General features: G+C 45.5%; 37 protein-coding genes. 14 read left to right on the forward strand and 23 right to left on the reverse strand.

Annotated features, from left to right (window positions below):
* The first annotated feature begins 113 nt into the window (after positions 1 to 113).
* Positions 114 to 1,268 carry a VWA domain-containing protein gene (locus MSED_RS07005; protein WP_048060095.1) on the forward strand — a complete coding sequence of 385 codons (1,155 nt, stop codon included), beginning with the start codon at positions 114 to 116 and terminating at the stop codon, positions 1,266 to 1,268.
* 32 nt (positions 1,269 to 1,300) lie between these two features.
* Positions 1,301 to 1,714 carry a hypothetical protein gene (locus tag MSED_RS07010; protein WP_012021329.1) on the forward strand — a complete coding sequence of 138 codons (414 nt, stop codon included), beginning with the start codon at positions 1,301 to 1,303 and terminating at the stop codon, positions 1,712 to 1,714.
* Between the two features lie 59 nt (positions 1,715 to 1,773).
* Here MSED_RS07010 and MSED_RS07015 read toward each other — a convergent pair whose 3' ends face one another.
* Together MSED_RS07015 and MSED_RS07020 are read right to left on the reverse strand one after the other, a co-directional pair.
* Positions 1,774 to 2,196: a type II toxin-antitoxin system VapC family toxin gene (locus tag MSED_RS07015; RefSeq protein WP_012021330.1), complete on the reverse strand. Its 423-nt coding sequence runs from the start codon at positions 2,194 to 2,196 to the stop codon at positions 1,774 to 1,776.
* Positions 2,193 to 2,423, reverse strand: a complete 231-nt coding sequence (locus tag MSED_RS07020) for a ribbon-helix-helix domain-containing protein (RefSeq protein WP_012021331.1) — start codon at positions 2,421 to 2,423, stop codon at positions 2,193 to 2,195. Before MSED_RS07020 ends, MSED_RS07015 begins: the two co-directional genes overlap by 4 nt.
* Positions 2,424 to 2,555: 132 nt before the next feature.
* Here MSED_RS07020 and MSED_RS07025 point away from each other — a divergent pair, with 132 nt between their 5' ends.
* Both MSED_RS07025 and tsaA read left to right on the forward strand, forming a co-directional pair.
* A complete protein-coding gene (locus MSED_RS07025) occupies positions 2,556 to 3,131 on the forward strand; it encodes an XdhC family protein (RefSeq protein WP_012021332.1) in 576 nt (191 codons plus the stop codon).
* Entirely contained in the window at positions 3,128 to 3,529 is a 402-nt protein-coding gene (tsaA, locus tag MSED_RS07030; protein ID WP_012021333.1) for a tRNA (N6-threonylcarbamoyladenosine(37)-N6)-methyltransferase TrmO, read from the forward strand. The genes MSED_RS07025 and tsaA overlap by 4 nt, the downstream gene beginning before the upstream one ends.
* On the opposite strand, the gene MSED_RS07035 is transcribed toward tsaA, so the two are convergent.
* Positions 3,526 to 4,542: a metallopeptidase TldD-related protein gene (locus MSED_RS07035; protein ID WP_012021334.1), complete on the reverse strand. Its 1,017-nt coding sequence runs from the start codon at positions 4,540 to 4,542 to the stop codon at positions 3,526 to 3,528. The two genes, tsaA and MSED_RS07035, sit on opposite strands and share 4 nt — an antisense overlap.
* A gap of 112 nt (positions 4,543 to 4,654) precedes the next feature.
* On the opposite strand from MSED_RS07035, the gene MSED_RS07040 reads away from it, so the two are divergent.
* Positions 4,655 to 5,554: a BadF/BadG/BcrA/BcrD ATPase family protein gene (locus tag MSED_RS07040; protein WP_012021335.1), complete on the forward strand. Its 900-nt coding sequence runs from the start codon at positions 4,655 to 4,657 to the stop codon at positions 5,552 to 5,554.
* 40 nt (positions 5,555 to 5,594) lie between these two features.
* Here MSED_RS07040 and MSED_RS07045 read toward each other — a convergent pair whose 3' ends face one another.
* The 6 genes from MSED_RS07045 to MSED_RS07070 all read right to left on the reverse strand — a co-directional run bounded on the left by MSED_RS07045 (position 5,595) and on the right by MSED_RS07070 (position 9,453).
* Entirely contained in the window at positions 5,595 to 6,074 is a 480-nt protein-coding gene (locus tag MSED_RS07045) for a dCTP deaminase (protein ID WP_012021336.1), read from the reverse strand.
* Between the two features lie 40 nt (positions 6,075 to 6,114).
* Positions 6,115 to 6,657 (reverse strand): hypothetical protein, encoded by a 543-nt coding sequence (locus MSED_RS07050; protein ID WP_012021337.1) that lies wholly within the window; start codon positions 6,655 to 6,657, stop codon positions 6,115 to 6,117.
* 77 nt (positions 6,658 to 6,734) lie between these two features.
* Entirely contained in the window at positions 6,735 to 7,820 is a 1,086-nt protein-coding gene (locus MSED_RS07055) for a M28 family peptidase (RefSeq protein ID WP_012021338.1), read from the reverse strand.
* 11 nt (positions 7,821 to 7,831) lie between these two features.
* Entirely contained in the window at positions 7,832 to 8,455 is a 624-nt protein-coding gene (locus MSED_RS07060) for a hypothetical protein (protein WP_012021339.1), read from the reverse strand.
* Between the two features lie 131 nt (positions 8,456 to 8,586).
* Positions 8,587 to 8,901, reverse strand: a complete 315-nt coding sequence (locus MSED_RS07065; protein ID WP_012021340.1) for a DUF4898 domain-containing protein — start codon at positions 8,899 to 8,901, stop codon at positions 8,587 to 8,589.
* Positions 8,902 to 9,150: 249 nt separating this feature from the next.
* Positions 9,151 to 9,453 carry a hypothetical protein gene (locus MSED_RS07070; RefSeq protein ID WP_012021341.1) on the reverse strand — a complete coding sequence of 101 codons (303 nt, stop codon included), beginning with the start codon at positions 9,451 to 9,453 and terminating at the stop codon, positions 9,151 to 9,153.
* 52 nt (positions 9,454 to 9,505) lie between these two features.
* On the opposite strand from MSED_RS07070, the gene MSED_RS07075 reads away from it, so the two are divergent.
* Positions 9,506 to 9,847, forward strand: a complete 342-nt coding sequence (locus MSED_RS07075) for a hypothetical protein (protein WP_048060096.1) — start codon at positions 9,506 to 9,508, stop codon at positions 9,845 to 9,847.
* Here the strand turns inward: MSED_RS07075 and MSED_RS07080 are convergent.
* Positions 9,823 to 10,209, reverse strand: coding sequence for a MarR family transcriptional regulator (locus MSED_RS07080; RefSeq protein ID WP_048060326.1), 387 nt, complete (start codon positions 10,207 to 10,209; stop codon positions 9,823 to 9,825). The genes MSED_RS07075 and MSED_RS07080 overlap by 25 nt on opposite strands.
* A gap of 370 nt (positions 10,210 to 10,579) precedes the next feature.
* Between MSED_RS07080 and MSED_RS07085 the strand changes: the two genes are divergently transcribed.
* A complete protein-coding gene (locus tag MSED_RS07085) occupies positions 10,580 to 10,900 on the forward strand; it encodes a transcriptional regulator (protein WP_012021343.1) in 321 nt (106 codons plus the stop codon).
* On the opposite strand, the gene MSED_RS07090 is transcribed toward MSED_RS07085, so the two are convergent.
* Positions 10,901 to 12,883, reverse strand: a complete 1,983-nt coding sequence (locus MSED_RS07090; RefSeq protein WP_012021344.1) for an acetate--CoA ligase family protein — start codon at positions 12,881 to 12,883, stop codon at positions 10,901 to 10,903.
* A gap of 169 nt (positions 12,884 to 13,052) precedes the next feature.
* Between MSED_RS07090 and MSED_RS07095 the strand changes: the two genes are divergently transcribed.
* The 3 genes from MSED_RS07095 (at position 13,053) to MSED_RS07105 (ending at position 15,193) form a co-directional block, all read left to right on the forward strand.
* Positions 13,053 to 14,057 carry a pyridoxal-phosphate dependent enzyme gene (locus MSED_RS07095; protein ID WP_012021345.1) on the forward strand — a complete coding sequence of 335 codons (1,005 nt, stop codon included), beginning with the start codon at positions 13,053 to 13,055 and terminating at the stop codon, positions 14,055 to 14,057.
* Positions 14,058 to 14,245: 188 nt separating this feature from the next.
* Positions 14,246 to 14,974: a ParA family protein gene (locus MSED_RS07100; RefSeq protein WP_012021346.1), complete on the forward strand. Its 729-nt coding sequence runs from the start codon at positions 14,246 to 14,248 to the stop codon at positions 14,972 to 14,974.
* 39 nt (positions 14,975 to 15,013) lie between these two features.
* Positions 15,014 to 15,193: a hypothetical protein gene (locus MSED_RS07105; RefSeq protein ID WP_012021347.1), complete on the forward strand. Its 180-nt coding sequence runs from the start codon at positions 15,014 to 15,016 to the stop codon at positions 15,191 to 15,193.
* Here MSED_RS07105 and MSED_RS07110 read toward each other — a convergent pair.
* Complete coding sequence (locus tag MSED_RS07110; protein WP_012021348.1) at positions 15,190 to 15,570, reverse strand: RidA family protein; 381 nt, start codon at positions 15,568 to 15,570, stop codon at positions 15,190 to 15,192. The genes MSED_RS07105 and MSED_RS07110 overlap by 4 nt on opposite strands.
* Before the next feature lie 85 nt (positions 15,571 to 15,655).
* Between MSED_RS07110 and MSED_RS07115 the strand changes: the two genes are divergently transcribed.
* From MSED_RS07115 to MSED_RS07125, 3 genes are all read left to right on the forward strand, one after another.
* Positions 15,656 to 16,258, forward strand: a complete 603-nt coding sequence (locus MSED_RS07115) for a hypothetical protein (RefSeq protein ID WP_144418770.1) — start codon at positions 15,656 to 15,658, stop codon at positions 16,256 to 16,258.
* On the forward strand, positions 16,255 to 16,722 hold the full coding sequence (locus tag MSED_RS07120; RefSeq protein ID WP_012021350.1) for a hypothetical protein: 468 nt from the start codon (positions 16,255 to 16,257) through the stop codon (positions 16,720 to 16,722). Before MSED_RS07115 ends, MSED_RS07120 begins: the two co-directional genes overlap by 4 nt.
* Before the next feature lie 142 nt (positions 16,723 to 16,864).
* Positions 16,865 to 17,545 carry a creatininase family protein gene (locus MSED_RS07125; RefSeq protein WP_012021351.1) on the forward strand — a complete coding sequence of 227 codons (681 nt, stop codon included), beginning with the start codon at positions 16,865 to 16,867 and terminating at the stop codon, positions 17,543 to 17,545.
* On the opposite strand, the gene MSED_RS07130 is transcribed toward MSED_RS07125, so the two are convergent.
* The 3 genes from MSED_RS07130 to MSED_RS07140 are packed head-to-tail and all read right to left on the reverse strand — an operon-like array spanning position 17,542 to position 18,616.
* Positions 17,542 to 17,841, reverse strand: a complete 300-nt coding sequence (locus tag MSED_RS07130) for a hypothetical protein (RefSeq protein WP_012021352.1) — start codon at positions 17,839 to 17,841, stop codon at positions 17,542 to 17,544. The two genes, MSED_RS07125 and MSED_RS07130, sit on opposite strands and share 4 nt — an antisense overlap.
* On the reverse strand, positions 17,838 to 18,146 hold the full coding sequence (locus MSED_RS07135) for a hypothetical protein (protein WP_012021353.1): 309 nt from the start codon (positions 18,144 to 18,146) through the stop codon (positions 17,838 to 17,840). The genes MSED_RS07130 and MSED_RS07135 overlap by 4 nt, the downstream gene beginning before the upstream one ends.
* The gene (locus MSED_RS07140; RefSeq protein WP_012021354.1) at positions 18,143 to 18,616 is read right to left on the reverse strand and encodes a hypothetical protein; all 474 of its coding nucleotides are present in this window, start codon (positions 18,614 to 18,616) and stop codon (positions 18,143 to 18,145) included. The genes MSED_RS07135 and MSED_RS07140 overlap by 4 nt, the downstream gene beginning before the upstream one ends.
* A gap of 282 nt (positions 18,617 to 18,898) precedes the next feature.
* Here MSED_RS07140 and MSED_RS07145 point away from each other — a divergent pair, with 282 nt between their 5' ends.
* A complete protein-coding gene (locus tag MSED_RS07145; protein WP_012021355.1) occupies positions 18,899 to 19,249 on the forward strand; it encodes a transcriptional regulator in 351 nt (116 codons plus the stop codon).
* A gap of 32 nt (positions 19,250 to 19,281) precedes the next feature.
* Here MSED_RS07145 and MSED_RS07150 read toward each other — a convergent pair whose 3' ends face one another.
* From MSED_RS07150 to MSED_RS07185, 8 genes are read right to left on the reverse strand one after another with little or no spacing between them, the layout of a single operon-like run.
* Positions 19,282 to 19,743 carry a GNAT family N-acetyltransferase gene (locus tag MSED_RS07150; RefSeq protein WP_048060097.1) on the reverse strand — a complete coding sequence of 154 codons (462 nt, stop codon included), beginning with the start codon at positions 19,741 to 19,743 and terminating at the stop codon, positions 19,282 to 19,284.
* Between the two features lie 53 nt (positions 19,744 to 19,796).
* On the reverse strand, positions 19,797 to 21,134 hold the full coding sequence (pyk, locus tag MSED_RS07155; protein ID WP_012021357.1) for a pyruvate kinase: 1,338 nt from the start codon (positions 21,132 to 21,134) through the stop codon (positions 19,797 to 19,799).
* Positions 21,131 to 21,640 (reverse strand): DUF1955 domain-containing protein, encoded by a 510-nt coding sequence (locus tag MSED_RS07160; protein WP_012021358.1) that lies wholly within the window; start codon positions 21,638 to 21,640, stop codon positions 21,131 to 21,133. Before MSED_RS07160 ends, pyk begins: the two co-directional genes overlap by 4 nt.
* A 43-nt stretch (positions 21,641 to 21,683) precedes the next feature.
* On the reverse strand, positions 21,684 to 22,790 hold the full coding sequence (locus MSED_RS07165; protein WP_012021359.1) for an FAD-dependent oxidoreductase: 1,107 nt from the start codon (positions 22,788 to 22,790) through the stop codon (positions 21,684 to 21,686).
* Positions 22,787 to 23,419, reverse strand: coding sequence for a hypothetical protein (locus tag MSED_RS07170; RefSeq protein WP_012021360.1), 633 nt, complete (start codon positions 23,417 to 23,419; stop codon positions 22,787 to 22,789). The genes MSED_RS07165 and MSED_RS07170 overlap by 4 nt, the downstream gene beginning before the upstream one ends.
* On the reverse strand, positions 23,412 to 23,618 hold the full coding sequence (locus MSED_RS07175; protein WP_012021361.1) for a MoaD/ThiS family protein: 207 nt from the start codon (positions 23,616 to 23,618) through the stop codon (positions 23,412 to 23,414). The genes MSED_RS07170 and MSED_RS07175 overlap by 8 nt, the downstream gene beginning before the upstream one ends.
* Positions 23,619 to 23,627: 9 nt before the next feature.
* Positions 23,628 to 25,322 carry a glycosyltransferase gene (locus tag MSED_RS07180; RefSeq protein ID WP_012021362.1) on the reverse strand — a complete coding sequence of 565 codons (1,695 nt, stop codon included), beginning with the start codon at positions 25,320 to 25,322 and terminating at the stop codon, positions 23,628 to 23,630.
* Entirely contained in the window at positions 25,319 to 26,653 is a 1,335-nt protein-coding gene (locus MSED_RS07185; protein WP_012021363.1) for a glycoside hydrolase family 57 protein, read from the reverse strand. Before MSED_RS07185 ends, MSED_RS07180 begins: the two co-directional genes overlap by 4 nt.
* Positions 26,654 to 26,686 lie beyond the last annotated feature (33 nt).

Raw genomic sequence — 26,686 nt, forward strand, 5'->3', positions numbered from 1 at the left:
ATTTGACTGATATGTAGAGTTGGTTGAGAACTTGAGAGGGATAGACTTCATCTTATTGCAAGAATTGGAAATAATATGGCAAAGTTTAAACGTCGCGATAACTATTTTGTTCCATGGGACTTTCAGTACTTTTCAACGTCAGCCATAGCAAGAGCTTTACCCAGGAAATTAGAGCAATGTTCAGAATTGTCCTTGTTCCTGAATCGAAATTTGAAGCTAAGAACCTCCACTATGTGATCCTGATTGATAGGAGTTACTCCATGAAGGGTGAGAAGCTGGAGATGGCCAAGGAGGGAGCTAGGTTACTTGTTGATAACCTGCCCAAGGATAGTCGTTTCTCCTTACTGGCCTTCAACGAAAAGGTGTCGATAATCAAGGAGCATGAACATCCTTCAGAGATGGGGAAGGAACTTGAGAGCCTTAAAGTTGGAAGCGGTACCGCAATGTATAAGGCATTACAGGAGGCATTTAACCTAGCTAGAAAGTACGGCGAACCAACATACGTTATATTGCTCACTGATGGGGTTCCCTCAGACATGGGATGTATGCCTGGGCTATCTAGGAAATTTGACCTAAACAGATGTCTTCCCGTATATCAGGGATTGTCAGTACCTGAGAACGTACAGATCATATCCTTTGGAATTGGAGATGACTACAGCGAAGAAATACTCACTGAGGTTTCAGAAAAGGGAAGAGGCTTCTTTTATCATGTTACTGACCCTGCTCAAATCCCTGAGAAGATGCCCAAGCTGGTAAAATCTGAGGTTGCTGCTAGTGACGTAACGGTGGATCTAGTGTCCGAGTCCCCTGTGAAATTACTGAACTATGATTCCCTGCCTGTAAGGATAAACGCTGTTGAAGGCGTGGTAAAAATTTTTGGAGAAACGGTAATTCCCAAGGAGTATACGGGAAAGTTTATGACGCTTAAGGTGAAGTACAGGGATGAGAAGGGGATTCGGGATAGGACACAGGAGTTCTTCCTGACCCGCGCACAGAACCAGCAGGACTTCATCTCAGCGATCGACAGAGACGTCATCATGGAGTATGAATATCTGCAAACGCTTCAGAACTACTCCAGGGATCTAGAGGCTAGAAACCTGGTTGAGGCCACGAAGAAGTTGGATAGGCTAAGGGAGATAGCGGAGCAGACCAGGAGACAGGACCTTCAGGAGGTGGCGGAGGAACTCACGAGAAAAATGACAAGCGGAGAGGGTAACCCGAAGGAAATTGCGAGCGAGGTTACAAGGAAGATGAGGGGTGCGGAGTAGAGCTATTTATACTGCGAGGAGAGTTCTCTATTATGATAGAGTTTGAGGTTACGAAGGGGTTTCCACCAGGCCTTCGTGAGAGGGTTTGGGAGATAGTCAAGGACGTTAACTCGATGCCCAACTACTGGAAGGGCATAAGGGAGCTTCACGTAAACAGGGTGTCAGAGAACGTGTTTGAGGGCGAGGTTAGGTTTGCGTTTCCTTCCACATCTAGGGTGAGGATAGAGGTTCTCGATCACGCAGTGGTTCTCCATTTTCTGAGCGGTATCCTCAAGGGAACAAACAGGATTGAGGTTAGGGACTCAGCCATAATCTCGACGTGGAAAGTCGAGATGCCCCTTTACATGAAACCCTTTGAGGGAAGGAACAAGGATCACTTCTCCCAGGGGACCGAGCACGCACTTGAGAGGATAATCGAGGCCGTGAAGTTACCCTCGGTCTCGTAATAATAAGGCTTGAGTAACGGAGAGATGGCTAATCCCTACTTGGGGACAAGTTACCCCGGCTATTCCAGTAGGTTTACCTCGACACCCTGCCTTGATAGGAAAGCCTTGGCCCTGAGAAACTCCCTGTCAGCTGTCACAAGTTCACTTGCCCCCAGAAGAACGGCATAGCTAACGTGGAGAAGATCAAGCGTCCTCAATTTCACCTCCTCCGCTATCCTCAACGCGAAATGAACCACCTCCGTCGTCTCCCCCATGGGCGAGGACCTAATCTTAGGGAGACTCCTCACTGATATGTTGAACCTATTAATGATGCTCACGGCGTTGGGCAAAGGGTCTGTCATATTCCTAGAAAGGTAGCTAACTAGTTCCACGAAACCCAACTCTGACGTGATTCCGCCCTTCTCTAACTCCATTATGGCCCTTTCTCTTCTAGGATCGTTAAGGATGGACAGAAGAATAACGCTAGTGTCGAAATATTTCAATACCTATCCCTTTCGCTCAGGAAGTCCTCTAATGGCTTGTCCAGGAGGGGAACGCCCACCTTCTTAGACCTATCTAGGACCCGCCTCCACTCCTCAGCCTCCTTGAGCCCCTCAGAGATGATGAAGCTCAGCGCCTCATTCCTCGAGCTAAACAACCCTAGGGATACAAGTTCGTCTATCTCCCTGATTACCTCCCTCTTCAGCCTCACAGAGACTACTTCACTCATAGTATACTAGACGTAGTACACGATTAAAACCCTTTCGTACATGGCCTCTCCAAACTTGGCTCGTAAAAGAGTATCTCCAACTTGTTAGGCTCACGTTTATATTTTCGGAATGTCAATCTATTTGTGGTACTTATGGACGTTCTCATCTTCTCATCCAGCCGTGAGGCCGAAATGGAGGAGCCAGTATTCTGTGACAGGGACACAGTGAAGGTCGACGAGAGCAAGTGCAAGGGGAAATCCCTGGGCGTGGCACCGACAGTTTCCAGGATGTTGAAGATGCTTGGATATAAGGTCGTTATAGTGGATCCCTTTGCCGAGGATGGAGACTATGAGGCCGACCAAGTGATTAGGGGTAACACTTTTCAGATTCCCGACGAACTAGTGAAGGACAAATACGTTCTGGTCGCGACAAAACATGTTTACGACACGTGGGCTTTGATGAAGGCAATCCTTGGTGGTGCCAAGGAAGTTGCAGCAGTCATGAGCGTAAGGAGAGCAAAAGTAATCCTAAAGAGGTTACTGCAGGCTGGGATTCCAAAGGAAAAACTGCTCTCCCTTAGGATACCTGCGGGACTAGATCTAAATGGGGATCAGGAGAACGAGATTGCGCTAAGTATAGTTGCGGAAATAGTTGCAGTCTCAAGGGGAGGGACAGGGATACCACTTAGGGATAAAAAGGGACTTGCCAAAGTAGTGGAGGAACTTTGATAACTTACGAACCCATAGGTTTTATTGAAGTAGAGGGTGAACCGTCCAGGCAGAAGGAGTCCTTTGTGGTTGTAAGACCAGATCTAGCGGAAGGTTTGTTGGGACTAAATGAGTTTTCTCATGGGATAGTTATTTATCACCTTCATCTTGCCAGTTTTAACGGTCCAATTAAGGTTAGGTCAGGTGAGAGGGTGGGCATATTTGCCACTAGAAGCCCCAATAGGCCCAATCCCATAGGTATATCGGTAGTAGAGATTCTAGAGGTTGAGAGAAACAGGGTTAAGGTTAGAGGATTGAATGCATTCAACGGAACTCCAGTCCTAGATATCAAGCCGTACGACAAGTGGGACTCTGTGGCTAATCCGAGGGTGCCTAGGTGGCACCAGGTCCAACATTAGAAGAGTAACCTGGCAGTCAACCTCACAAATGGTGCTAGGGCTCCGTGATCCTCATCTAGGTAAACGAACCTTGTATCTGACGTTATTGCATCCAACGTACTAAGTTCTGAAAGGGGAATAGCGATCTCCCTGACCAGTACTTCCCCACCCCCTAACTGAACCACCTTCCTAGGCTTTATCCTCACACTTTTTTTCACAATTTCTGACCTAGTTGCCCCAAGTACCACAAAGGCATTCCTCGACTCTTCCATTAGTTCCCTGAACTTCCAGTCACCAGGTTTGAGGACAGCATTGAAGAAATCGGGTTGCGGATACATCCCTCTACCGTTACCGGGAGAACCCGTGTAAAGGGTCCCCAGGTAATTTAGTATCTCTCCATTTCCAATGAGTTCCTTCCTTTCCGTCTTCACTCCCTCATCGTCAAAAGTATAATATACGTGTGAATAGGGGATGAGAGGATCATCGTAAACCGTTATGTCAGGAAGGCCTCTCTCATCCTTGTTTAGAAGGGGTGAATTTGCCCTCAACATGGACATGAGGGCCTGCAAGAGGTGAGAAGTAGCTTCAGGGTCTAGGATCATTCTTCCCTTCTCCACGAAGGTTGGAGTTGGCTTAAATCCTGTCTCCTCCTTAAGAAACTCTAAGACGCTAGGGATATCCATTGGGTCTCCCGTGAAGGCGAACTCTCTATCCTCTGACTTGACAAAGTTCACGATCTTCTCCTCTAGACAGGAGTAATCATCCCACATGATCTCCCTCCTCACTTTCCTGATCTCTATCCGATCGCCCGACTGAATTCTCTCGAGAATTTCCCTTGCCCTCTCCCACTTAGCGAGAGAGGGGTGAGTGAAGGAACTGCAAAGAGGCTCAGGTTTTTGATCTTTCCCTGAACTGCTCCATCCAGAGTCCGTCAAATATCTGGTAACACTCCACTCGATACTCTTGGTATATATCAACGAGTTGCTCCCCTTCCTCTCCTTTATTATGGACTCCTGACGGACGCTTATCTTCATGGGTCATATTTAGACGGCTCAATTGAAAAAGGTTCCCTACGCTTGAGGAATTGATGATGTTGAAGAATGTACTATCCCTTAATGTTTAAACCTAGGAAATCCTGTTATACTTATGATAGTAGTTGGAGTTGACGGTGGAGGAACCAAGACAAAGGCAATAGCCGTAGAGTGTACCAACGGGATAGGAAAAATAATTTCGGAACATGAGACTGGTGGATCGAATTTTCACAATGTGGGAATAAAGAAGGCAGCTCAGAGGATAAGGGAGGCAGTTATGGAGAGCACAAGGGGAGTCATCCCTGACCTGTTGGTGATGGGTCTAGCTGGTTTGGACTCGAGGTATGATTACGAAGTTCTCTGGGAAAACCTTCACGAACTGGGTAAACAGGTAATCATGGATAATGACTCCTTCTTTCTTCTGTACAGCGAAACTAGGGGAGGAAAGGGAGTCATAGTGATCTCGGGGACGGGTAGCGTAATCCTAGGTTTAGACGGGAGCAGGAAAGTTAGGGCAGAGGGAGCAGGATGGTTCCTCTCTGACACGGGTTCCGCATACTGGATTGGAAGGGAGGCACTAAGATATCTCACGAAGGTTCTTCAAGGAGTAGAGAAGGAGACAGAGATGACGAAAGTCCTCATGAAATCGCTCAGGATAAGGGATATTGACGACCTAATATACTGGGTCTATCATAAAGGCCATAAAGTGGAAAGGGTGGCCTCTGTGTCCAAGATAGTAGACAAGGCATCAAGGAAGCGAGATGATGTGGCCACCTCGATTCTGAGTAGGGCAGCAAATGAATTGGGCGAGATAGCATCACGTGTTGCCAGAGAAGTTAGGTCCGACTCCGTTTATGTTGTGGGAGGAATGTTTAGGTCTAGGACCTACTCGAGGGAGTTCGAGAAGGTCATGTCGAAGTGGAAAATTAAGGTGCTAAGAATAGACAAGGATCCCACAATGGGTCCTCTTATGTATGCCCTCGACAAAATCAACTGTAAGTTGTCTGTGAGTTGAAGTCTCTCAAGAAAGTTTAAGTCCTATAAAGCTAGAGTTTTTAGATGAGCCTTCCGCCCTGATATTTTCCTTGATACACCTTTTCCGTGGGTGAGTCAAGCCTCGAGAATATGAGATGGATGACTCCCATTCCCTTCTTCAGTTTTCCTCCCCTCAAGGTACTTATGGAGATGATAATCTTTCCATGATAACCTGCATCTATCACTGTCGGAGGTGCGATAAATCCATTCCTAGCTAGTGTACTCCTCAAGGTCATAATGGCAATGGTATCTGCAGGCATATTTACCTCTTCACAGCTCTCAAACAGGTAAGTATTTCCAGGTTCTAGGCTAGCATAATCTGAAAAACTTAGCTCTTCCAGTTCAGATTTGACTTCAGGTAACTGAGAGTCCCCCTTAACCCTCCAGTACTTTTCACCACAGATTCTGAGATCGTATCCATTTTCCTTAACGTTTTCCCTAGAATAGTTTAATATCATGCTTCCCAGGGACTTGACAATTGATTGATGAGCGTAAATCATAGAGTTCTCATTGTTATCTAGAATTTTTAAGGAATCCCGCTTACTCCCCGTTTGAATTAATCTTCCTTATTCTTGCCTTCAGCATCTCCACGCTAAACCTCAAGTTATCCACTGCCTTTCCTAGATCTCCCAAGTCTGTGAGAAAGGGAATTGCCTTAAGGAAGAGGCTTTCAATCCCCTCCATCAAGTCCAGAGCTGAGGACTTAAGGTCAATATCTAGGTTAACCCTCTCCCTCCTAATGATGGAGAGAACGTACGCGACGGTTATTGTCTTAAACATCTCTTCCAACCTGTTTATCTCCTTCAAAGACTCCAAGATCTGGGATACCTGCTCGACTAGTTCTAGATTTCCTGCTTTCATGTATTCATGTAACTTAGCTGTCAACATCTCACTTAACTCTGACCTAGCAAGTTCACTCGCCTTGATTATATCCTCCGCCTCAGGAATCTTAAGATAAATTACCGTGCCGAAAACATCGTCGCATGTGTTAAGCGGTATATCCTCGAGGTACTCCCTAGAACCTAAGTAGTGCTCAGCCCTTCTTTTGTACATAGATAGATCCTTGAAAGCCGCTATACTCATTAATAATCATTTATGAAATTCTTACTTATAAAGATGATTAGTGAGTCCTTTTTTGTAAAATGAACAAGCGCTAGAAACTAGATTCTTTTAAACTTGGTAGTCAAGGTTGATGGATCTGGAATCAGTGCCCCCTCCCTAGTATCCCCAGTGTAACCGGCGAGTTTAGCATGTCTAAAGAATTCTTCATCGAGCCTGTCGCTAGGGGTAGAATCCAATTCCCGCAAAGCCTCAACAAGACTTTTCCTCAAAACTTCAAGGTACTGGGGGTCAAGGGGAGTTGGAACGTCTGCATCCGAGTGGTAGACTGTGGTCATGTCATCATTATAGAGCACGAGACCGGGGATCCCCCTCTGTACGAAGGGATAGTGATCAGAGAACGGTGTAGGCATTTCCACTCGCTTCAAGGGAAAATGTTTAGACAGGAACCATAGGTCAGGGGTTCCTGAGAATACAACCCTAGATGGATAGATAGCGTCTAGGGATATCACCGCAAATGCGTCCTTTACAGGAAACTGTGATGAACCTGTACAGCATCTTGGCCCTTCCTCTGAGGAGAAGAAAACCAGCTTGACCCCATGCCTTAGGTTAGATCTTTCCAGGTCTTTCTTCATGTCCACCAAGAGTTGAACGGATAAGATATTGTCGTGAAAACCAGATAACCAGTGATCCACGTGAGCGCCAAGCAGAATGTAGGAGTCTCCCTCCCTTAAGGTGATCTCCAGGTTTCTGGAGTTCGCCTCAACAAGCCTTGTATCAGAGCAAAGCTCGACATAACCGTCTACATTCCTAGACGCAAAGAACGTAGGAGGTGAGCCTTGCGGAAGAGTTATTCTTCTCAGCTTTCCCTCCTCCACAATTATCACTCCCTCATACTGGGAAAGCGGTAAGTTCTTGAGATCAAAAGGATGGGAAGGCATTGGAAACAAACCTATCTCTCTTCCCACTCTACCCTTAACACAGCCTGAGGTGTAGGGCATTGCTACCGAGGGTATGTTTTGACCATTAGCTAGGATCTCAGAGAATCTGACATCCCAGAACTTTGTATTGACGGGGATTGATTCGTAGTCTGGAAATAACTCCTCAAGTTTTTCGAGAATCTTCAATTCCTCAGGCCCGCCATGGATCGCTTCACCTAAGTTGAATAGTTGTCTGGCCAATTCCATGAACATCTCCTCTACAACGATGAATCCTTGTCTTCTACCTCCATTATCTTCACGAACCTTCTAATTGTCCAATATGTAACAGGTTCCCTATTTCTCCTTAACTCCCTAACCTTACTGAAAAGTTCACAAATTTCATCATTCCCTATACCCTTACAGCACGCGATCACCTCTTCGTCAGATAATGGGATTTTACCTTTGGTACAACACTTGGACCTTATGAACGACCTTATACCCCTGTACAAGTTATTGACTGAGGATATTTCGTCTCTTCTCGCTATTCCTTCAAGACTCATTTTCGCCTGGGTTCTAGAGTAACGGAGGAGCTTACTGCACGTCTTATCGGTGAAAATAAATGTAAAATTGGGCAGTGATCCACATATGAGTTTGGAGTCATTTAGAACGTAATAACATAGGGGATCTCCGTCTTGACATAACTTGTTTAAGGTTTCTTCATCGATCACGACAGGAGAGAGATCCATTGAGGCCAAGTCCATGAGAACGCTCTTGTCGTTGGTAATTGCAATCACGTTAATATCTGAAATTCCATCTACGTAATCCTCCCTAGTATAGGAGCCAAAGTACAGGAGAGCCTTAACCTTACCGCAAACATCTTTGAATTGCGAGTCAGATATCACAGAAATACTTAGCGGGAAAAGATATTTGTGCTCTCCTACAGGGTAAGCAACGAAGAGTTTTAGTCATACGTGATTGAACGTCTAGGGAACGACCCGCTGAACTAAGATGAGTTGAATATATGATTACGAAATCACTTAAAATAAACTAATAGTGAATCCTGATCCAATTTGTGACTAAACAGCACATTCACGCTGGCACTAGGGAATATACTCTTTGTAGACTCCACAAAACTTTTTTCAGAACCTAGGTAATCCTTTGATACGACTATTACAATTTTCTCTACATTTTTAGGTAAAATAAGGGAAAGCATCTTCCCAAGATTTGAGACAGCTTTCATGGGGATCTTCTTGGGGGTAGAATTAACTCTGAACGATGATATTAACACCTCTAACAGCTCCGGCTCTATCTGCTCATTTCCCCCTCTCGCCATGATATCAGCCATCATTACTCTTCACCACGAGTGAAGGAATCGACATGTGTGCTGAAAGAACCCCCACTTAACACCTTATTTGTAAAATAAAATTTTAAAGATTATGCTCATGTTCAATCTCAAGACAGGGAAGAATCGCCGTCAGTATTAAATTCCAATGTTCCAGCAGATGGCCAAATTAACTTAAGGATGATTGCTTGTCACGCTCTTACTTATGCTACCTCTATTTGTATGACTTATATCTCGATATTACGTAAAAAATGACTAACCCTTCACTAGACCAATTACCAACCCTATAATGAACGCAATGGAGTTGTAGGGGAGTAAGTCCAAATAGGCGGACACCTTAGACTCTGCTTGAGTTGCAGTCTGCCCCAAGCTCATCAATGCGTGTTCCACAGAAGTAGGAGTTATTGCACCTACAGCAATTAAAATAATCACTATGGCTAGAATAATTATCCCAACCTTAATCACATTCTTTATAAGGAACCCTATAAGTAACCCTAAAACAAAGGCCACTATCAACGACACGACAGAAGTTTCAGTAATTCCAGGAATTGATGTCATAATACCTGTGAGAAAAGGTGACTTTTAATGTTTGTGACAATAAACTGAATCCATGAAAGTCGTAAAATATGAGCTAGAGGGAAAACTTGAGATTAATGGGAAGATAACTACATTTAAACGAAAATATAGACATCTTAAGTTCGCCAAGGACTATATCAGGTCGCTGACTGGTGCCGAGGTTAAATGGAGCGAAGATAAAGATAAGATCACGGCGGAGTACAAGAGTCAGGGAATTTCCTATCAATTTGAAATAAGGAGAAATAGGATAGTAAAGCCTAAGAAAGAAAGTCAAGAAAAGAAGGAAGAGAAACAAGCTAAACAAGAAAGCAAGGAAGGGAAGGCTGAGGAAAAGAGCTCAGAAACTAAATCTCAGGCTGGTACCACTGCTAGCTGAACGTGTGCCTTAAAGTCGTTTTTCATCGTGTTTGCTAGGCTTATCATGTCAGCAATTACCCTTTCATATAATTCTTCCTTGTTGACCCAGTACACGTATGCTGGCCTTCCCTTTCTCTTCTCGTCTTCTGTAACTTTCTCCCTGTTTATCAATCCCTTGTAAAGCAAATTATTGATTGACTTGCTTATGGAGGCCTTAGTTACCTTTAAAGCCTCAGCCAAATCCTCAGTGGACATTTTCTCTCCTTTGCAAGTCAGGACATGCAATACTTCAACGTCACTCCTTGAAAGACCGTAGAGGAATCCTATGACGTCCTGTATATCAACTTCCCTTCCATCAGGGAATCTTATCTTATTTGTCATCTTGTTCATTTCTTTCTCACTAAACTCCATATGGGATAACTTGATTAAAAAATGTATATATGTTAATGTTCAGAACAATATGAAAGTATACACTTATATATAAAAATGTACATCTTTGTTTGAACTCCTGAACAAAAGTGGTAAAGGTTGTTAAAGTCGAGCTAGATAGAGGAAAGGGAAGGCCTAGTTTTGTCATTGTTTTAGGATTTCTTTTTGCATATTGTGCTGGTACGCAACTAGGATTTTCCTATTTGGCACGTGTCGAATCATATATTTTCAGGATATGAGAAGGGATATTTAACAGGGTTAATATAACGAATCTGGGTATCATATACCAAATGTATAACTCCCCTGAAAGAGATTTGATATTATGAAATGGGAAACCCCGTGCGAGCAAGCGTTTAACACTGTGGTCCCGTACCTCAGAGTTGCTATTATGAGGAGATTGGTTGAAAGGAAGGTTCCTGTGAAAAGGGCTGCTAAGCTCATAGGCTTATCTGCAACCTCATATGAGAAAAGGGTGAAGGATGAATCCAAGCTCAAATCCCTCCTAGGCAACCCTGACATCTCGGACATGATAGATGGGGTTGTGAGCAGAATCATTTCAGGCGAGAGGGTAGAAGAGACCACCTTCTGTCTCCTCTGTTCCAAGTCTAGGGAGGTTTTCGGGTTACCTCCCTGTATGATCTAACTAAAACGTTACCCTAACGTCAACCGCAAAGGCTCCCTTCTCATTGACCATTAGAGGATTTATGTCCATCTCCTTCACATTTAGATCCAAGATGAGCCTCGATATATTGGAGACCGTTCTTATCACAGAACCCTCGTCATAGCCCCTCTTTCTTGCCCTAATCATGTCCAGGAGCTTGCTTTCCCTTAACATTTCCAGAGCTTCATCCTCGTACACTGGGGCGATACCATAGCTAACACTTTTCAGGACCTCTACATATATTCCTCCCACGCCGATCAGGACTGTGTGACCAAACACCGGATCCCTGATTCCACCCACATAGGCCTCTAGACCTGTTAGCTGTTCCTGAATCATTACCCTCTTGGAAATCTTGGAGAGAAGATCAAACTTCTCCTTAACCATGTCTCTTTCCACGTTCATGTAAACCCCCTTGAGCTCGGTCTTGTGTACCGGCTGATCTGTGGAGATTTTCATGACCACAGGGTAACCAATAGAATCCGCTAGCCTCTGCGCCTCCTCCAGCGTGTTAGCAATCCCCCATCTTGGCGTCCTTATTCCATAGAGTTCCATGAGCTTAAGCCCCTCATAATCTGCCAAGAAACTTTTACCCTTGCTTAGTTCCCGTGCGCTGTCAATGGGTTGGGTAACCCTAACCTTTCTTCTTGGTGAAGGTCTCTTCACTAGCTTACTTATCGCGTTCACGGCCTCCTCCGGGAACGTGAAAACGGGGATTGAGGCTGACTCAAGAATTCTCGAGGCTGAATCTTCGTCATATCCCATTGTTACGCCTATGATTCCCTTTCCTTTGAAGTTGAGCAGGACCTTTGCCACCTCCGTACAGCTTATAAATGGCAAGGACTCCACAATTACTAGTTTGGTGCAATCTAGGTCTGATACTATCTTGAGCGAATTTAGATACCTGTCTCTTCCTGCATCTCCGGATAGGTCAAGGGGATTCTTCGGTATGCTTTGGGGTGGAAGGACCTTTCTGAGTTCCATGTTTAGCCTTTCAGGAATTTTTACGAGGGATAGTCCAGCCCTACTTATGGCATCTGAAGTCAGTACACCGTGACCTCCTGAGTTGGTCACCACCAGGATCTCTTCCCTGATAGGTTCCGAGGAGTTAACAAGTTTTGATAGGTTTAAGAAATCCTTAAGGTTCTCAACAAATATCCCTCCCACTGTCTTTATGGCTGCCTTAAAAACCTCATAAGATCCTGCTAGACTCCCAGTGTGGGTCTTTACGGCCTCTGCGCTCTGGGCCGAGGCACCCCCTTTGATGAAGATGACCGGTTTCCTGGATGTGGCCTCTGGAACCACGTTGAGAAACTTCTCTCCGTCAGATACTCCCTCAATGTACACAAAGATTGCCTTAGTTTCAGGGTCCTTCGCTAAATAATCTATAACCTCGTACTCCTTCACGTCAGTCTGGTTTCCTAGACTAACGAGAAAACTTACACCTGTCCTAGATTTCTGAGCCCAGTTAAGCATGTAAGCACCTATTCCACCGCTCTGTACCACGAGGGCAATTTCTCCACGTTTAACGTCTGCGAAGGCGAAGGTACCGTTATAATCAGGAGTTAGAAGACCCATGGTATTTGGCCCAAGAAACCTTATCCCATACTTGTTAGCAATTGATGCGACTTCCCTCTCTAGCTTTTCTCCTTCCTCTCCTACTTCCCTAAAGCCGGAGGTGATAACTATGGCCGACCTTACGCCTTTCTCACCAGCCTCTTCCATAACCCCTGGAACTGACTCCCTTGGCACAGAAATGATGGCAAGATCAACGTCGTCTTGTATATCCTTCAAGGACTTATAAGATTGGACACCCTCGATGGTTTCTGATTTATTGTTGACAGGATAAACCTTACCGCGAAAAGTAGATGCGACGTTTCTAAAAATCACGTTTCCAACTTTCTCCCTGTTGCGTGAAGCTCCTACGACCGCTATGGTTCTAGGCCTAAAGAGGTAATCTAGCGACATACCAGAAATTGAGCCTCATGGTTAATAATAGAAATGGTGATCGTATCATCTTATTAGAAGTCAGTGAACTACTCCGCCCTTACAGACGGAGTATCCCTACCCTCGCGGATAGGGAGTTCCGCCCCCTAACCCCCATGAAGGTTAAAACACAGGAGTTCAACATCACCTCATGAGGGTTAAATGCATAAAATGTGGAAGGGAGAGGGAAGGCGTAGAGGTTAGGTGCAAATGCGGTGGAGTCTTCAAGGTAGAGGTGGACGTCCCATTTTCTAAAAATCTTAGGGAAAACTTCCCTTACGTTAAGAGATGGATTTCCCTAGGTGAATGGAACACCCCGTCCATTAGGGTTGAAGGCTTTACATATAAGCTGGATTTCCTTAATCCCACCGGTTCATACAAGGATAGAGGATCGGTAACCCTAATTTCTCACCTTTCTCAGCTTGGGATAAGGGAGATCTCTGAGGACTCATCTGGTAATGCAGGCGCCTCTATAGCTGCCTACGGAGCTATGGCTGGGATGAAGGTGAAGGTCTTTGTTCCCTCAACTGCAAGGGGAGGGAAACTGAAACAAATTGAATCTTACGGGGCTGAAGTAGTCAGGGTGGAAGGCACAAGAGATGACGTATCACGGGCTGCAGAGAACTCTGGAGCCTATTATGCGTCCCACGTCCTTCAACCTGAGTTTAGGGACGGAATAAGGTCCTTAGCCTACGAGATAGCGAGGGATCATGGATGGAAATCCCCAGGAGAAGTATTTTTGCCCACGTCAGCAGGTACTCTACTCCTAGGAGTTTATGAAGGGTTTAGACACATGGTCAGCGAGGGAGTCCTAGATAGGATGCCCAAGTTAGTTGCAGTTCAAACGGAACAAGTGAGTCCAGTATGCTCCAAGTTCCGTGGAATAGAATATAGACCGCCAAGCAGGGTCACCTCCATAGCTGATGCCCTTGTTTCAACGAATCCCGTACTCATGGATGAAATGATTAGGGTTCTTCAAGAGACGGGTGACTGCGTAGTTGTTAGTGAAAATGAGATCATGGACTCTTGGAAATACCTTTCCAGGAAAGGGATACTTGCCGAGTATAGCTCTGCGGTGGCACTAGCCGGAGGAAGGAAATATGAGGTGTCAGACCCTGTCATAGTGCTAACAGGCAATGGACTTAAGACTTTATAGAAATAATCATGAAGATGATATAACAACATGATATAACTGACTTTATTTTATTTAAATAAAATTCTAAGATATGATCTATACCTCCTTTATATTCTTTACAGAACATTCAACCCCGTTAATTATAATATGATCTTTTAAACTAGGAAAATTAACATAGTAAGATAGAATAAAGATCTTGGCTGATTTAAATGATTAGATTTTCGGTTTTGGGATTCAAGGGAGGAGTTGGTAAGTCCACCATTTCGCTCCTCCTTGCAAAGAAGCTAGCTGAAACTTATAGGGTTACCCTAGTTGACAGGGACAACACAAATACAATTGGCAGGCTTTATGGACTTAATAATGGTCTGATTAACGCTTTAAGTGAGGGTAAAGAGGATAACTTCCTTACTAGAGATGGAAACTTGCAAGTTGTAAGTATGGTGAGATTCTTCCCAAGAAGAATACCTTCTCCCGAAGAATTAGCACCCATATACAGGGATATCCTGAAAGACAGTGACGTTCTCATAACGGACAACCCTCCTAACCTTGATGAGCTATGCGAGATCGAATACAAAGCTTACAGACTTGCTACTGGAGAGGCCCATTGTAACAGTATTTTCGTTACAACTCCAGGAGTCGCCCTTAGACTTACTCTCAAACATATGAACGAAGTTCCTGGTCTATTGAGAGAATGGGTTCCAGATACTCGTTACTTCAGGTTGACCGCTCTTGTCATAAACATGGTCAAGGGAGAGGTCGAGGATGTACCAGTTGAGAGAAAAGTAGTAATCCCGTTCCATAGGGAGATGTTTTACAGTGGACTCCAGGTTGACTCGTACCTTCCAGGCATTGAAAACCTAGTCGAACTTACTAAAAATACAATTCAACTTGAACTAGTTAATGAGGAGGAGAGGACACAGCTTAGTAGAAAGGCTTAAAATGGTCTAATTGACACTATATGTTTTAAGTGATAGCAAATGCTATACAGAAAAGTCTTTGAAGGCATAGCCTACTCCATAGTGGAGGACGATGAGGCATCGATAGTGTTCTTGGAGGGTAAGCCCGTAGCGGGCTCCTGCATAGAACACGGGAATCATGAACTATTTGACGTCAATTGTCCCCACATGGAACAGCTACTAAAGAAAGTTTTTTCCTAAAACTTGTAAGCTATAACCGCTATTTCTACCAAAGATCCTCTTGGTAAATCTCCCACCTGCACTGTTACCCTTGCGGGAGGTTTTTCCTTGAAGTATTTAGCGTAGACCTCATTGAACTTGGGAAAGTCCTGGAGGTTCTTGAGGTAAACGAAGCTCATGGTTACATTATCTAGGGTCATCCCAGTAGACGAGAGGATTCCCTTAAGGTTTTCCATTACCTGTTTAGTCTGCTCCTCTATTCCCCCCTTCACCAACTCATTAGTCTTTGGATCTAGTGGTATTTGACCGGACACGAAAAGTATCCTATCAACTAACACGGCCTGGGAATAGGGACCTATGGGCTTGGGAGAGTTTTCCGAGTAGATTATTTCCTTCATGGGGTATGATCTACGCTGGAATTAAAATGGCTTCCCTCTCACTTCCCCAATCTATAACTTAAAAATGGCTTCCAAATCATACCATGTGCAATTGAAAATATCATGGGCTGATCTTCCCTCTGACGCCATTCCCCATTCAAACAAGGATAGTGATGGAGATCTAGATGTTATATCCTCGGCTTTGGCTGAGACTCTTGTTCAGAACATGCCAAGTGAAATAGTTGAGCTAGACCCAGGGAAGATAATGATGGCCTCCCTACTCTCTAGTAAACTCGTGACGGGGATCTTGGGACACTTGGATGAGCAAAGATGGGGTGGAAAATACTACTCCGGTGACATATCAGCATCGTTGGGAGAAACCATGGCATACGCTCTCCTAGAGAAGAAATTTGAGGTAAAGTTTCTTGATATTATTCCACTGAGACAGGTCAAATACCTAGGATTTTCTCCCGATGCAGTGATAGACGTGAGCAGGTATCCGAAACTCATTTCGTTCCTAGGCGGAAAAGGATTACTCTTCCTTAATGCTAGGGGGTCATATAGATGGTCCCAGGCATGGCTCCACAGAAATCTAAGGAGAGATATAGTGCAGGTGGAGAAGGTGAGATATCCGGATAATTTCGCCATACTCACCTACCTGTATAGAGATCAGGAATGGAAAATGATGGCTGTGGTGATAAGACCTTGAATTGCATAGAGGAGATTGGAAAAGCATATTTCCTTTCCTGGATTGGGGACAAGGAGTTCGTAGACAAGGTAAAGAGGGAGTGCCTTAAGCAATTTGAGGAACCAGGACTGAAGGAGGAGCTAGCTAAGATAAGCGAGATGACGAGGCGAGACTGGGAGCTACCAGCACTCCTTAGGGATCACGGAGTCGATAGTGACAGGCTGGTCAGGGCGACAATACATGAGTTCTTAGAAAGGCTTAGTTACACCACAGAGCCAAGGGAGATTGAAACTCTTGGGAAAGTTAGGTTTAGCGTGAGCAATCTCGAGTTCGTAAAGGTGGTAAGGGGTTATTGCGAAAACTGTGTTGGATACAAGTTTGAGATGGACGCATACGGATTTGGGATTAGGTATGAGAAACTAATATACATAGAGACAAGGGGAGACGCCAAGGAGATGATACGAAAGTTAGTTGAAAGCCCGTAGGGACTCATACTTTGACTAGACAGGTAAGCGTGTAAAACATCTCAGCTCTTGCAACCTGAACATCACCGTTCACTGAGCCTGGAAGCTCATCATCATTCACGATAGTGATAATCAAATATTTCTCTTTACCTCATATGGATCCATGAGGATCCTGGAACTTACAAAGGATGAGCTTTCCTCGCCCATAGGGGTGATTCCTGTGGGAAGTATAGAGCAACACGGCCCACATCTCCCCTTGGGTACGGACTCCATGATAGCTGAGGCCGTTGCGGAGAAGGTGGCTCAGATCGAGGGGCTCCTACTCTTTCCTACAGTGTATTATGGTTGTTCCGTGGAACATGGGGACCTACCACAGGTGTCCATTGGGGACGTAAATTTTCTGAACATGATGGGAGATATCCTTGAATCGTCTGTAAAACTCAACATAAAGGGTCTCGTCCTCGTTAATGGTCATGGGGGAAACACTGACCTCCTGAAGGTTGTCACAAGAAGAGTTAACTTCACGAGGCCTAGGCCCAAGGTCATGTTAGTTGATCTTCATGAAATAGGGATCTTCTCCCAATATAGGGACCTTCATGCTGGGACCGTTGAAACTTCCCTTCTCTTGTATCTAAGACCGGAACTGGTGAGATTGGACAGGATACCGTCCAACATTAGTTTCTCTCCGTTCACCTTCACTCTCATCACCTCTGAGAAGGGAGGGAGTAACGGAGTTGTTGCGGAGAAGGTTGAGCCGAGCAAGGAACTGGGTGAAAGGGTATTCAAGGAGATGATTAACTTCGTCATGAACAGGGTTAAGGAATTTAGATCTGTGATAACCTAGGGTGTCTCTCTTCCCACGAGGATCTTGGAACAGTCCCTAACCCTAGGCCTGAGCTGAAGGGAAAGGATCCCTTCATAACTCGCCTCTAGAATCGTCCCCTTAGTTATCTTTATTCTGCCAATTCCATCTGGACTTCTAAATCTAAATTCTATATCCGTGACAATTCCAGGATTAACCCTTAGAATTCCAGATAACATGATAGCATCTCTAAGCTTAAAGGTCCACTCTAAGTCAGTTACTCTTCTGATTTCTACAACCTTTCCCATGCACCTCAAAAAATCCTCAATATCTATCATAACATAACCACCACGTCCTTACAGTCATACTTTCGTTGAATCAAAGGCCTTAACTTGGTCTGAAGAGTATTAGCAATACACTCAAGGTACTTTGTGTTCTCCTCATCAACCTGGCCAATTCTATACGAATATCTAAAGATGGACAACTGTGACGGGGGTTTGTATCTTCCCAGTTGATCCCTCCACGCATCAACCACGAAAACCTTGGTAGGATTTTCCAGAATTACTATCACATCCCTCCAGTAAATGTAAGGAGCGGTGAGAGATGACACGGAGGCCCACTGTATGGAAGGTTTAATGATCATCCATACATCTTCCTCTCTATACTTCTCATTCCTAAAGACGTGACTATTGCAACTCCATTGAAAACCATCGCAACTACACCACTTCCCACGAAAGGTATCTCTGTTGCGGCGTCGAAGGGATTAGCCGGCTTATGCCCTAGGACCGAACCAAATATTATTCCCATGAGAACAATAACCAAAACCGACTTAACAACGTTCATCACGTAAATCCTGTTGAGCATGAGTTGAATTCCTAGTATCACTACGGCGTCAAACATCACCGAAAATATGGTAGTCCCTACCTCCAATGCAAGCAGTACAATATTTGGTACCTCAAAGGAGCCAGAAACGTCATATACATAGGCTGCCTCGAATGTAGAACGGATTATTGCCAATGTCATGAAAACGACTGCAGCCACAGACGAGAAGAAGTATGATACAATTGTCGCATATCTAAAATAATTAAATCTAGGATCTGGATTTTGAGCCATATGTATCGTGTATAATCCTTTAAAAATCTATAAAAATTTTTCCTTCAAATCAAAAGATATTTCGTTCTTCTCTTTCAAGAGATAAATTCCTTTTAAATATGTAGGTTCAATAATTATAAGGATTATAGATCAAGTATTTAGATCTCTAAATCTAGGGAAGATCGCTCCGCAGTCAGCATTTTATCATGTCATCCTCTTTCTTCCCATAACTCAGGAATTATGTCTCTCCTAGGAATTTCTAGTTGCTCTAAACTTTAAAGTGTGTTAAAGGGATTATTATTTATGGAAAATGAGTCAAGAAAACTTATGATTCCCTGTGAAACGGCTATGAGAGAAGTGATACCAGCAATAAAAGCGCTTCTAGTAAAGGAGTTAGTTAAGCAGGGAGAATCTCAATCACATACTGCTTCCCTTTTAGGTCTCACTCCGGCTGAGGTAAGCTATTATCTAAAGGGGAAAAGGGCCGAGGGAGAGTACAAGACAATCCTCGAGAATGACGAGGAATTCATGGAAATGATAAGGCATTACACAAGCAGGCTTCATGAGGCAGACCGGGTAAATATTTGCCCCCTGTGTAGCTTAGCCAGGAAGAAGTTGGGAATTATGGATTACTCCTGCCCCTATGACTGGTAAACCTGGCAGGGCTAAGACTTAAAAGGACTGGTTTAAGACCCTTGACCTAGTTCTAAGACCCCCTTGACCTGATCTTCATCGTACTCCAGCTTAAATCCTAGTTTCTTGCCTATCCTTATCATCGGGTAATTCTCTGGAAGGGTGTAGAACTTGACCTTACTTATGCCCATCTTTTTCGCCCTCCTTATGAGTTCTGCAACCAATTCAGTTCCTATTCCTCCTCTCCTCTGATTGGGTTTCACCGCAACTGAGAACTCACCATCATCGTAGAGAGTGGCCTCGCCGACTATTTCCCCATCAATCTCTGCCAGCAAGGTGATGTGATCCTGTCTACTGAAGAGTTGCTCTATCTCCTCGTGGGATACCCTATGGAACGAGAAAAAGCGCATATAGAGATCCTCAGGAGTCAACGACTGGTATAACCTGTACACCCCCTCTATATCGCCTCTAGTGGCCTCCCTGATGGTCAAGGGCAAGCTTATACTCTCCGACATAAGTTTATGTTTCTATTCTAGAATTTAAACCCTTGCCATTTTCCTCATAGGCATTAGTCGATTGAGTGAAGCTTCAGCAGGTTGGTCCTACCTGACTCCATCTTAGGATCCCCTGCTACAATGACCACATTACCCTTAACTCCCAGTTCCCTACATTTTCTTTCGAGGATAGACACTAGATCATTGAGGTCACTGGCACCCTCCTCTAGGGATATGGGAGTAACTCCCCAACATATCTTGAGCCTTCTGGCTACCTTGATATCTGGAGTGAAGGCTAGAATCATGGCCTTAGGCCTAAGCCTTGAAACCCTTATGGCTGAGAGGCCACTCCTGCTATGAACAACTATTACGTGGGACTTGGAGAGCTCTGATAGCGACGAGGAAGCATAGGCAACTGCGTCGTCTGGACTCCTCATGGGTGAGGGACTTAGGGGTTTAACCTTGTCCTCTGATGAGGAAATTATCTGATCTAGGTATTGGACTGCCTCAACGGGATACTTGCCTACTGCGGTTTCGTCGCTAAGCATTATGGCGTCCACACCCTGGTACACCGAGTTGGCGATGTCAATTACTTCTGCCCTGGAGGGTAATGGGTTGCTTACCATGGACTCTAGTACCTGGGTGGCAAGAATGACCGGTTTTCCCAGTTGTTTTGATATCCTGATGATCTTGCGTTGAACATATGGCAGATTTTCCAAACCAATCTCGACCCCTAGATCCCCTCGAGCCACCATAACTCCATCGCTTTCCTCCACAATCCTGAAGAGCCTCTGTACAGCTTGACCTTTCTCGATTTTAGAGATAATCCACGCTCTTCCCTGTATCTTTTCCTTGGCCTTCATCACGTCATTTTCACTGAGCACGAATGAGAGTCCAACGTAATCTGCTCCTAGGGATAGGGCCTCCTCCATTAGCTTAAAGTCATTTTCGGTAAGTCCAGAATCAAGGGCCATGTCGGGGATGTTAATTCCTTTCCTAGAGGTGAGAGTCCCTGGAGTTAACACTATCCCCCTTACCTGGTCTCCAGAAACCTCCTTGATCCTTATCTTTATGAGACCATCTGCCAGAAGAATGATAGAGCCCGGTTTTACGCTCCTATAGAACAGCGGTTCCTGAACCACTATCCCTTCGTCGGGAGAGAAGAGAACCTCCTGGCCCATTGTAAGCTCCATTTTTCCTATATCCCCTACCCTCAGTTTAGGACCTGGAAGATCAGCAAGAATGGAGGAATCGGGAGCCCCAGACCTCAAAAGTTCAAAGTACCTGGCATGGGAGTCGTAATCCCCGTGTGCCAAGTTAACTCTAAAAATGTCCACCTTATCCTTAAGCTTGGGGATCAAACCCTCAGTGGAAGGACCTAGTGTGACGACAATTTTCGTCCTTCGAGTCATGTTATTCTTGGGAAAATCTGGTTAATATCTCTGCAAGCCTCCTTAAGTCCCTTTTCGCATGCCTGTTTCAACAGTTCCTGTTCCTTTTTCCTATTCCCGATCTTCCCGTATGCAGAGGCCAACTTGAGAAGGAGAGGAGCAGGAATCTCGCCAGTCTCTGCCAAGATCTTGTCCAGCTGATCCTCCCTTCTTTTCTGCACTAGGGCCGAAAGGGCCAAGTCAACGAACTCAGAGTCCTTACCAGCCCTCATGAAACAGGAGATCACTCTCTTCAGATTGCCACAGGCGGTCACATCAAATATCTTACCTATGGCGTTTAGCGTCTCCACCACGTATGCACAGTCCGCTGCATCAATTACGTTACAGATTACCCAATTTGCCTCTTTGATATTGGAGGAGTTCACAGTCTTTTCGATTATTTCAACTCCTCGCTTCACATCTCCTGAGATAATACTTTCCTTTGCTTCCATGAGAGATTTAACAAGCTCCCTACTCTCGGTTACCATGAGTAATATGTTTCGCCAAGGCTTAAATGGTTATACCAGGATCTTACTCGCTAGAGCGTAACCTGTCAACGTACCTTGAAACGTATCCGAGTGTGCTCCTCTTCCCTAGCGCCAGTTCGCTGGCGTAATAGCCCATAGCTGGGGCATAACTCCACCCTAACCTGCATGCTCCAGTTGCAACCACAACGTTATCCAGCCTGCCCATTATAGGAAAACCGTCCGGCGAGCAAGGTCTGAAACCCATGTTCCTCTCCATTACCTCCTCCACCTTTACAAGGCTTGTGACCTTAGACAGGATATCTGTCCTCCATTCGCTTCCGTAATCAGCTGAGAATCCACCTGTAATCTTGACGTGGTCAGATAACGGAGAGACTGCAACGCCTTCGTCCACGGTTACGAACGCGTTCTTTATCTTTGAACTACCCTTAACCCATGCCCCATAGCCCTTAAACGCGGTAATTGGCAACTTCAAGGACTTGGTGATCCACACTCCGTTGGCCAGGATCACAACATCGAATTTCTCACCATTCAAGGTGTAGTCCTTAAGATTGGGTTGAGCCTCCATTCCCTGAAAATTGACCTTCAGCTGGGTTAGCTCTCGTGTTATCCTTTTCACGAACTTCTCGGTTGCGATTCGGCTCAGCTCTGGAAAGAATATTCCTCCAGCAAACCCTGGAACTTCGGTCACCTCGAACTTGGGCGAAAAGGGACTCTGTTTCTCCTCCTTCTCTCCCTTCTCCAGCTCTTCCTCACTTGTATAAACCTCTAGGAGACCGTCGTTATGATAATCGAAATCGTTTCTTTCCTCTGCCATTTGGGCGTAAGTGTCCAGGGATAGTCTCGCCATTTCCCTCATTAGGTCCCATGCCTCCTGAGGGGGTGACTTGTTTAGGGAGGAAAGAAGCTCGACTACCCACATTTTATTAAGTTGCCTTACCTCTGTGACCCCCCTCCTCATGAAACGTAACATCTTCGCTATCATGGAGGTTGTGTTAATCCTGTCAAAACGGTATGGCTCTATCAGCCCTGCTGCATGAATAGAGTACTTACCAGGAGCAGGGTCATATACCGTGACGGAGACTCCCTCCTTAGCTAGAAAATAGGCTGACATTAACCCAACAATACCGCCACCCACAATTCCTACCTTCATTTCATCTCCTCCAGGATCTTCCTCGCCCTTAACGAAACCGTGGTCTCACGTTCTGTGAGCTCTTTCAAATAAATAAGATTTTGCTCAAGGTCGTCCCGCGTGAGCACCCCCTCGTTAACAAGAAACTTCGCGAGGTTCCAGGCCATTAACCTTATGTTAGGCTTCTTATTCATCAGGAACTCCACCAGCCTCTCCCTATCTCTAGGACCTACTATACCCAGCTTCACAAGGGTGGGAAGGAGTTTCCATGCCTTCTTCCTCACTGTGGGATAATAGCTCCTTAACATTCTCCAAAAATGTTGCCTTAGTCCAACAATCTCCTCCCTGGAGAGCAGGCCAAGCTCCATCACCTCCTGCACATGTTGCCATGCCGTTAACTTTATCCTGTCAGACTTGGAGGAAAATGCCTTTTCAAGCCCCGTAATCCCAAGTTCCCTATACACGTGGAGGTGTCTCCAGGCTTCCTCCCTCACTCCCTGAACCCTACTCCAGAGGAGGGAACGAAGGTAGAACCTGATATCCTGAAGCCTCTTGGGCTCCTCCTTAAGGACCTCCTCCACTTTCCTCCATTCAGATTCCCTGACCTCTGGGTTCAGACTCTTAAGATTCCTTGGATTCAGTTCAACCACCTGAAGCAGTCTGCACGACGGTAAGTTTCTCGCCTTCTTTGATCCTCTCGTCTTCAAGGAGAGGAACTCCATCCCTTAAAACCACTGAACCCTGTACCGTTAACCCTAGCTTCCTCACCAGATCCCTCACAGTGGAATTGGGGTTCAGTTCCACTTCCTTCTCCCTCTTTTCCCTAGGTAAGTACACGGTCACCTTCATCTCTCTCGCCTAAAGGTAGGCTGAGCCCCTATATTTAGCCATGACTAGCGCCCTGGAATAGCACTCAAGAGCTTGATTGGTGATGGCGTTCCACCTGAAGGTTGTATCCACTTTCCTTATGGCGTTCTCCCTTACCTTATCCCAGGATTTCTCCTTGATACTGGAGGATACTTGATTGAGTAACTCCTTATCTCCACTTTCGCTCGCCTTGGATAGCAGAAGAGCCTCCGTGAGACTTGACCTTAGGGAGTCTATATTTTCCCTTTCAGTGAGGAACCCATTTCCGCTTTGATCAGCTCTCACGTCGTCAACGATCTCGATAAGCCCTCCTACGGCCGAAGCCACAAGTGGCGTACCTAAAGCCATGGCCTCTATGGCCGTGATTCCAAAGGGCTCCCATCTCGAGGGCATGGCCATAACTGAGGCTGAATAGTGCCACAGCTTAAACATGTTCTGGTCCATGGTGCTAACTGCAAGAATCCTCACGTTATCCTTGAGCTCTGATGCCCTGTCCACTATGTCCTGTAGAAGACCGTAGTCATCTGATGGAATTCCTATTACCACTAGGCGAGCGTCTGGGATCCTGTCAACTACTCCCCTAAATGCCCTGAGTAGAAGGTCTATCCCCTTCTGGTAAACCAACCTTCCAGCGAAAAGAACCAACTGACCCTTTTGAAGTGGCTCGTAACTCCAGTCATCCCTTATACCAAGTCTGTGCCTATTGGCCCACAACACGCTTCCAGTAGTATAATCGGATGGGACATACCTGTTCCCTGATAGTGAAGCAAGTAGCTTCTCCCTTACACTTGCCCTATTATCTGTCCCTATCACTGAGCTGGCGTAAGCTTTAACCTGGTTCACATCCCAGTCTGTCCCGTTATATATTACGCACGACTTGTTTTCAGCGAAGCTTCCCGAGAACGGAAGGACGTCGTTGAAGAGGTAGTTTTTACTTACGGTTGTGATCAGGTCAGCCTCATAAAACCCAAACCTCTCAATCTTTCCATCACATGAGTCCCAAAGGCTCCTGGTACTATTGAGCACATGTTTAGAGACCATCCAAACGTAGTGGGCGTAGTTCTCAAGTCCTGCCCAATCCTCTGAGGCAAAGTGCCATGGTGCCCCAACCCTGTTCAGCAGATGAACAGTGTACACCAGGGGAACTATTACTCTCCTCTCCTCTAAGCTCATCTTGGCCCTCACCCCAGGAAGAACGGCGTGCCAGTCGTGGGCATGAATGATGGAGGGAATATTCTCGAGACTTAAGGTAGAGACTAAATGCTCGATCCCCCTGGTTAGGAGGGCTGACTTCTCCATGGCGTGGTCGTAAACTCCCCAGGAGTCTATCACCTTTCCTGTGTCGTAGTCTAATCCCTTTACTAGGATTAACTCGACACCCTCAACCTCTCCCCTTTCAAATCCCAGCCTGAACGGGTAATTTCCACCATCCATTCCCTTCCTGTTCCCCATGACCGAGGTGGGAATCTCCTGAAGTTTCAGTTTACTCCTGTAGATCCCATCCAGATGTCTTCCGTGACTCGGCATTATTACAGTGACCTTTTTACCCATCTTAACTAGAGACGTGCTCAAGGCGTAGACCGCTGAACCAAGTCCGCCAGAACTCGTTATCCCCCTGAACTCAAATGAAATCATCCAGACGCTATCCACAGATTCAGGGATCCAGAAAGACTCAATCCTCCTCATTGCAACCACTCCTTCAAGTACTTCAGGTGATCCTTAAGTGATTCATCGCGCCTCACTATTTCCATGAACTGGTTCTCATCCCAAGCTACCCCAACTCTCTTCCCATCCTTGTAGAAGAAGAAAGGCTCATTCTTGATTCCTAGATTTTCAAGTTCGTCATGAAGAAAGGAGTTAATGGCATAGAACTCGTTTAGGAAGGCATCTATCGGGGAATTATAAGCGTTGAAATACGAGTGAACCTCGCCTGGACCACCACCCTCAGTGAACAAATAGTAGTAGTTATCACTCGTGGTGAAGTATCTCCACGCCCTTAGAAATTCTCCTCCTAGTTCCTTCGAGGTCATCTCAGATCTCCTAACTGCCTCGTCGTAGGCCCACTGCATTATGTTACCCAACCAACTTGTGTGATCCTTTCTGATGTCTGCCCATGAGGATATTCCGCTAACCTCAAGGTCATAGTAGGGACTGCCCTCTACCTCCCTTGGTAGGGTCATCTCCACTCCCTCCCTGTTGAGTTCCCTGGGCAACCATCTTAGGAACTCCAGGATTCCACTCTCCTTCCAGTGATGCTCTCCAAATGTCTCATAATCCACGAAAATAGTGACTACCTGACCTGGGGAGGCCTTAACCCACGAGGAGTACTTCTCCGCGGTTAAGGGATACTGGTCCCAGTTGGGATTGGAGAACCTGAATGCGACGTCATCACTCAAGGTGAAGTTTCTTGGTAGGATCGAGATTTTACCTCCCTTTCTCCTGTAGACGAAGTTTGGTGATCTCCCCCTCAACACGGAGTCCTTTCCCTCCATCATGATACCATTGAAACCCATGTTCTCTGCCTCCTCCACTATCACGGGACTAGTGAGTAGCTCGGTATTCTCGAACGTAACTGGGGTCTGACCTAAGAGTGACTTAACTGTTTCAACGTGAAGCTTTACCTGTTCCCTCCACTCTGTCCTATCCTCCCACAGCGAGGTAACGGAGTGATAGTAAGTCTGAGCTAGGAACTCGACCTTTCGCGTGCTCGAGAGCAATTCGAGTAAATCTAGAAAATCCCTCCCCCATCTCTCAGCCTGTTCCAACAGGGTCCCAGACACAGAGAAGAAGAACTTGACCTCCCTTCCCTCATCTTCTCCCGCCTCGATCTCCTCAAGGATGATGTTTGTTGCGGGAATGTAGCACTTGGCCCTCACGCGCTCAAATATTTCCCTGTTTAATTTATCGTCGAAGTATCTCTCCTGCGGGGATCCCTTAAACCTAGGATTCCAGAAGGCGTCTTTCCTGATTCTGAAGGGTTGATGAACCTCAAAGCCCATTATTACCTTGCTAGTCATAATACACTTAAGTGAGATCTGATAAATAAAAGA

This window comes from Metallosphaera sedula DSM 5348, from assembly GCF_000016605.1.
Lineage (GTDB): Archaea > Thermoproteota > Thermoprotei_A > Sulfolobales > Sulfolobaceae > Metallosphaera > Metallosphaera sedula.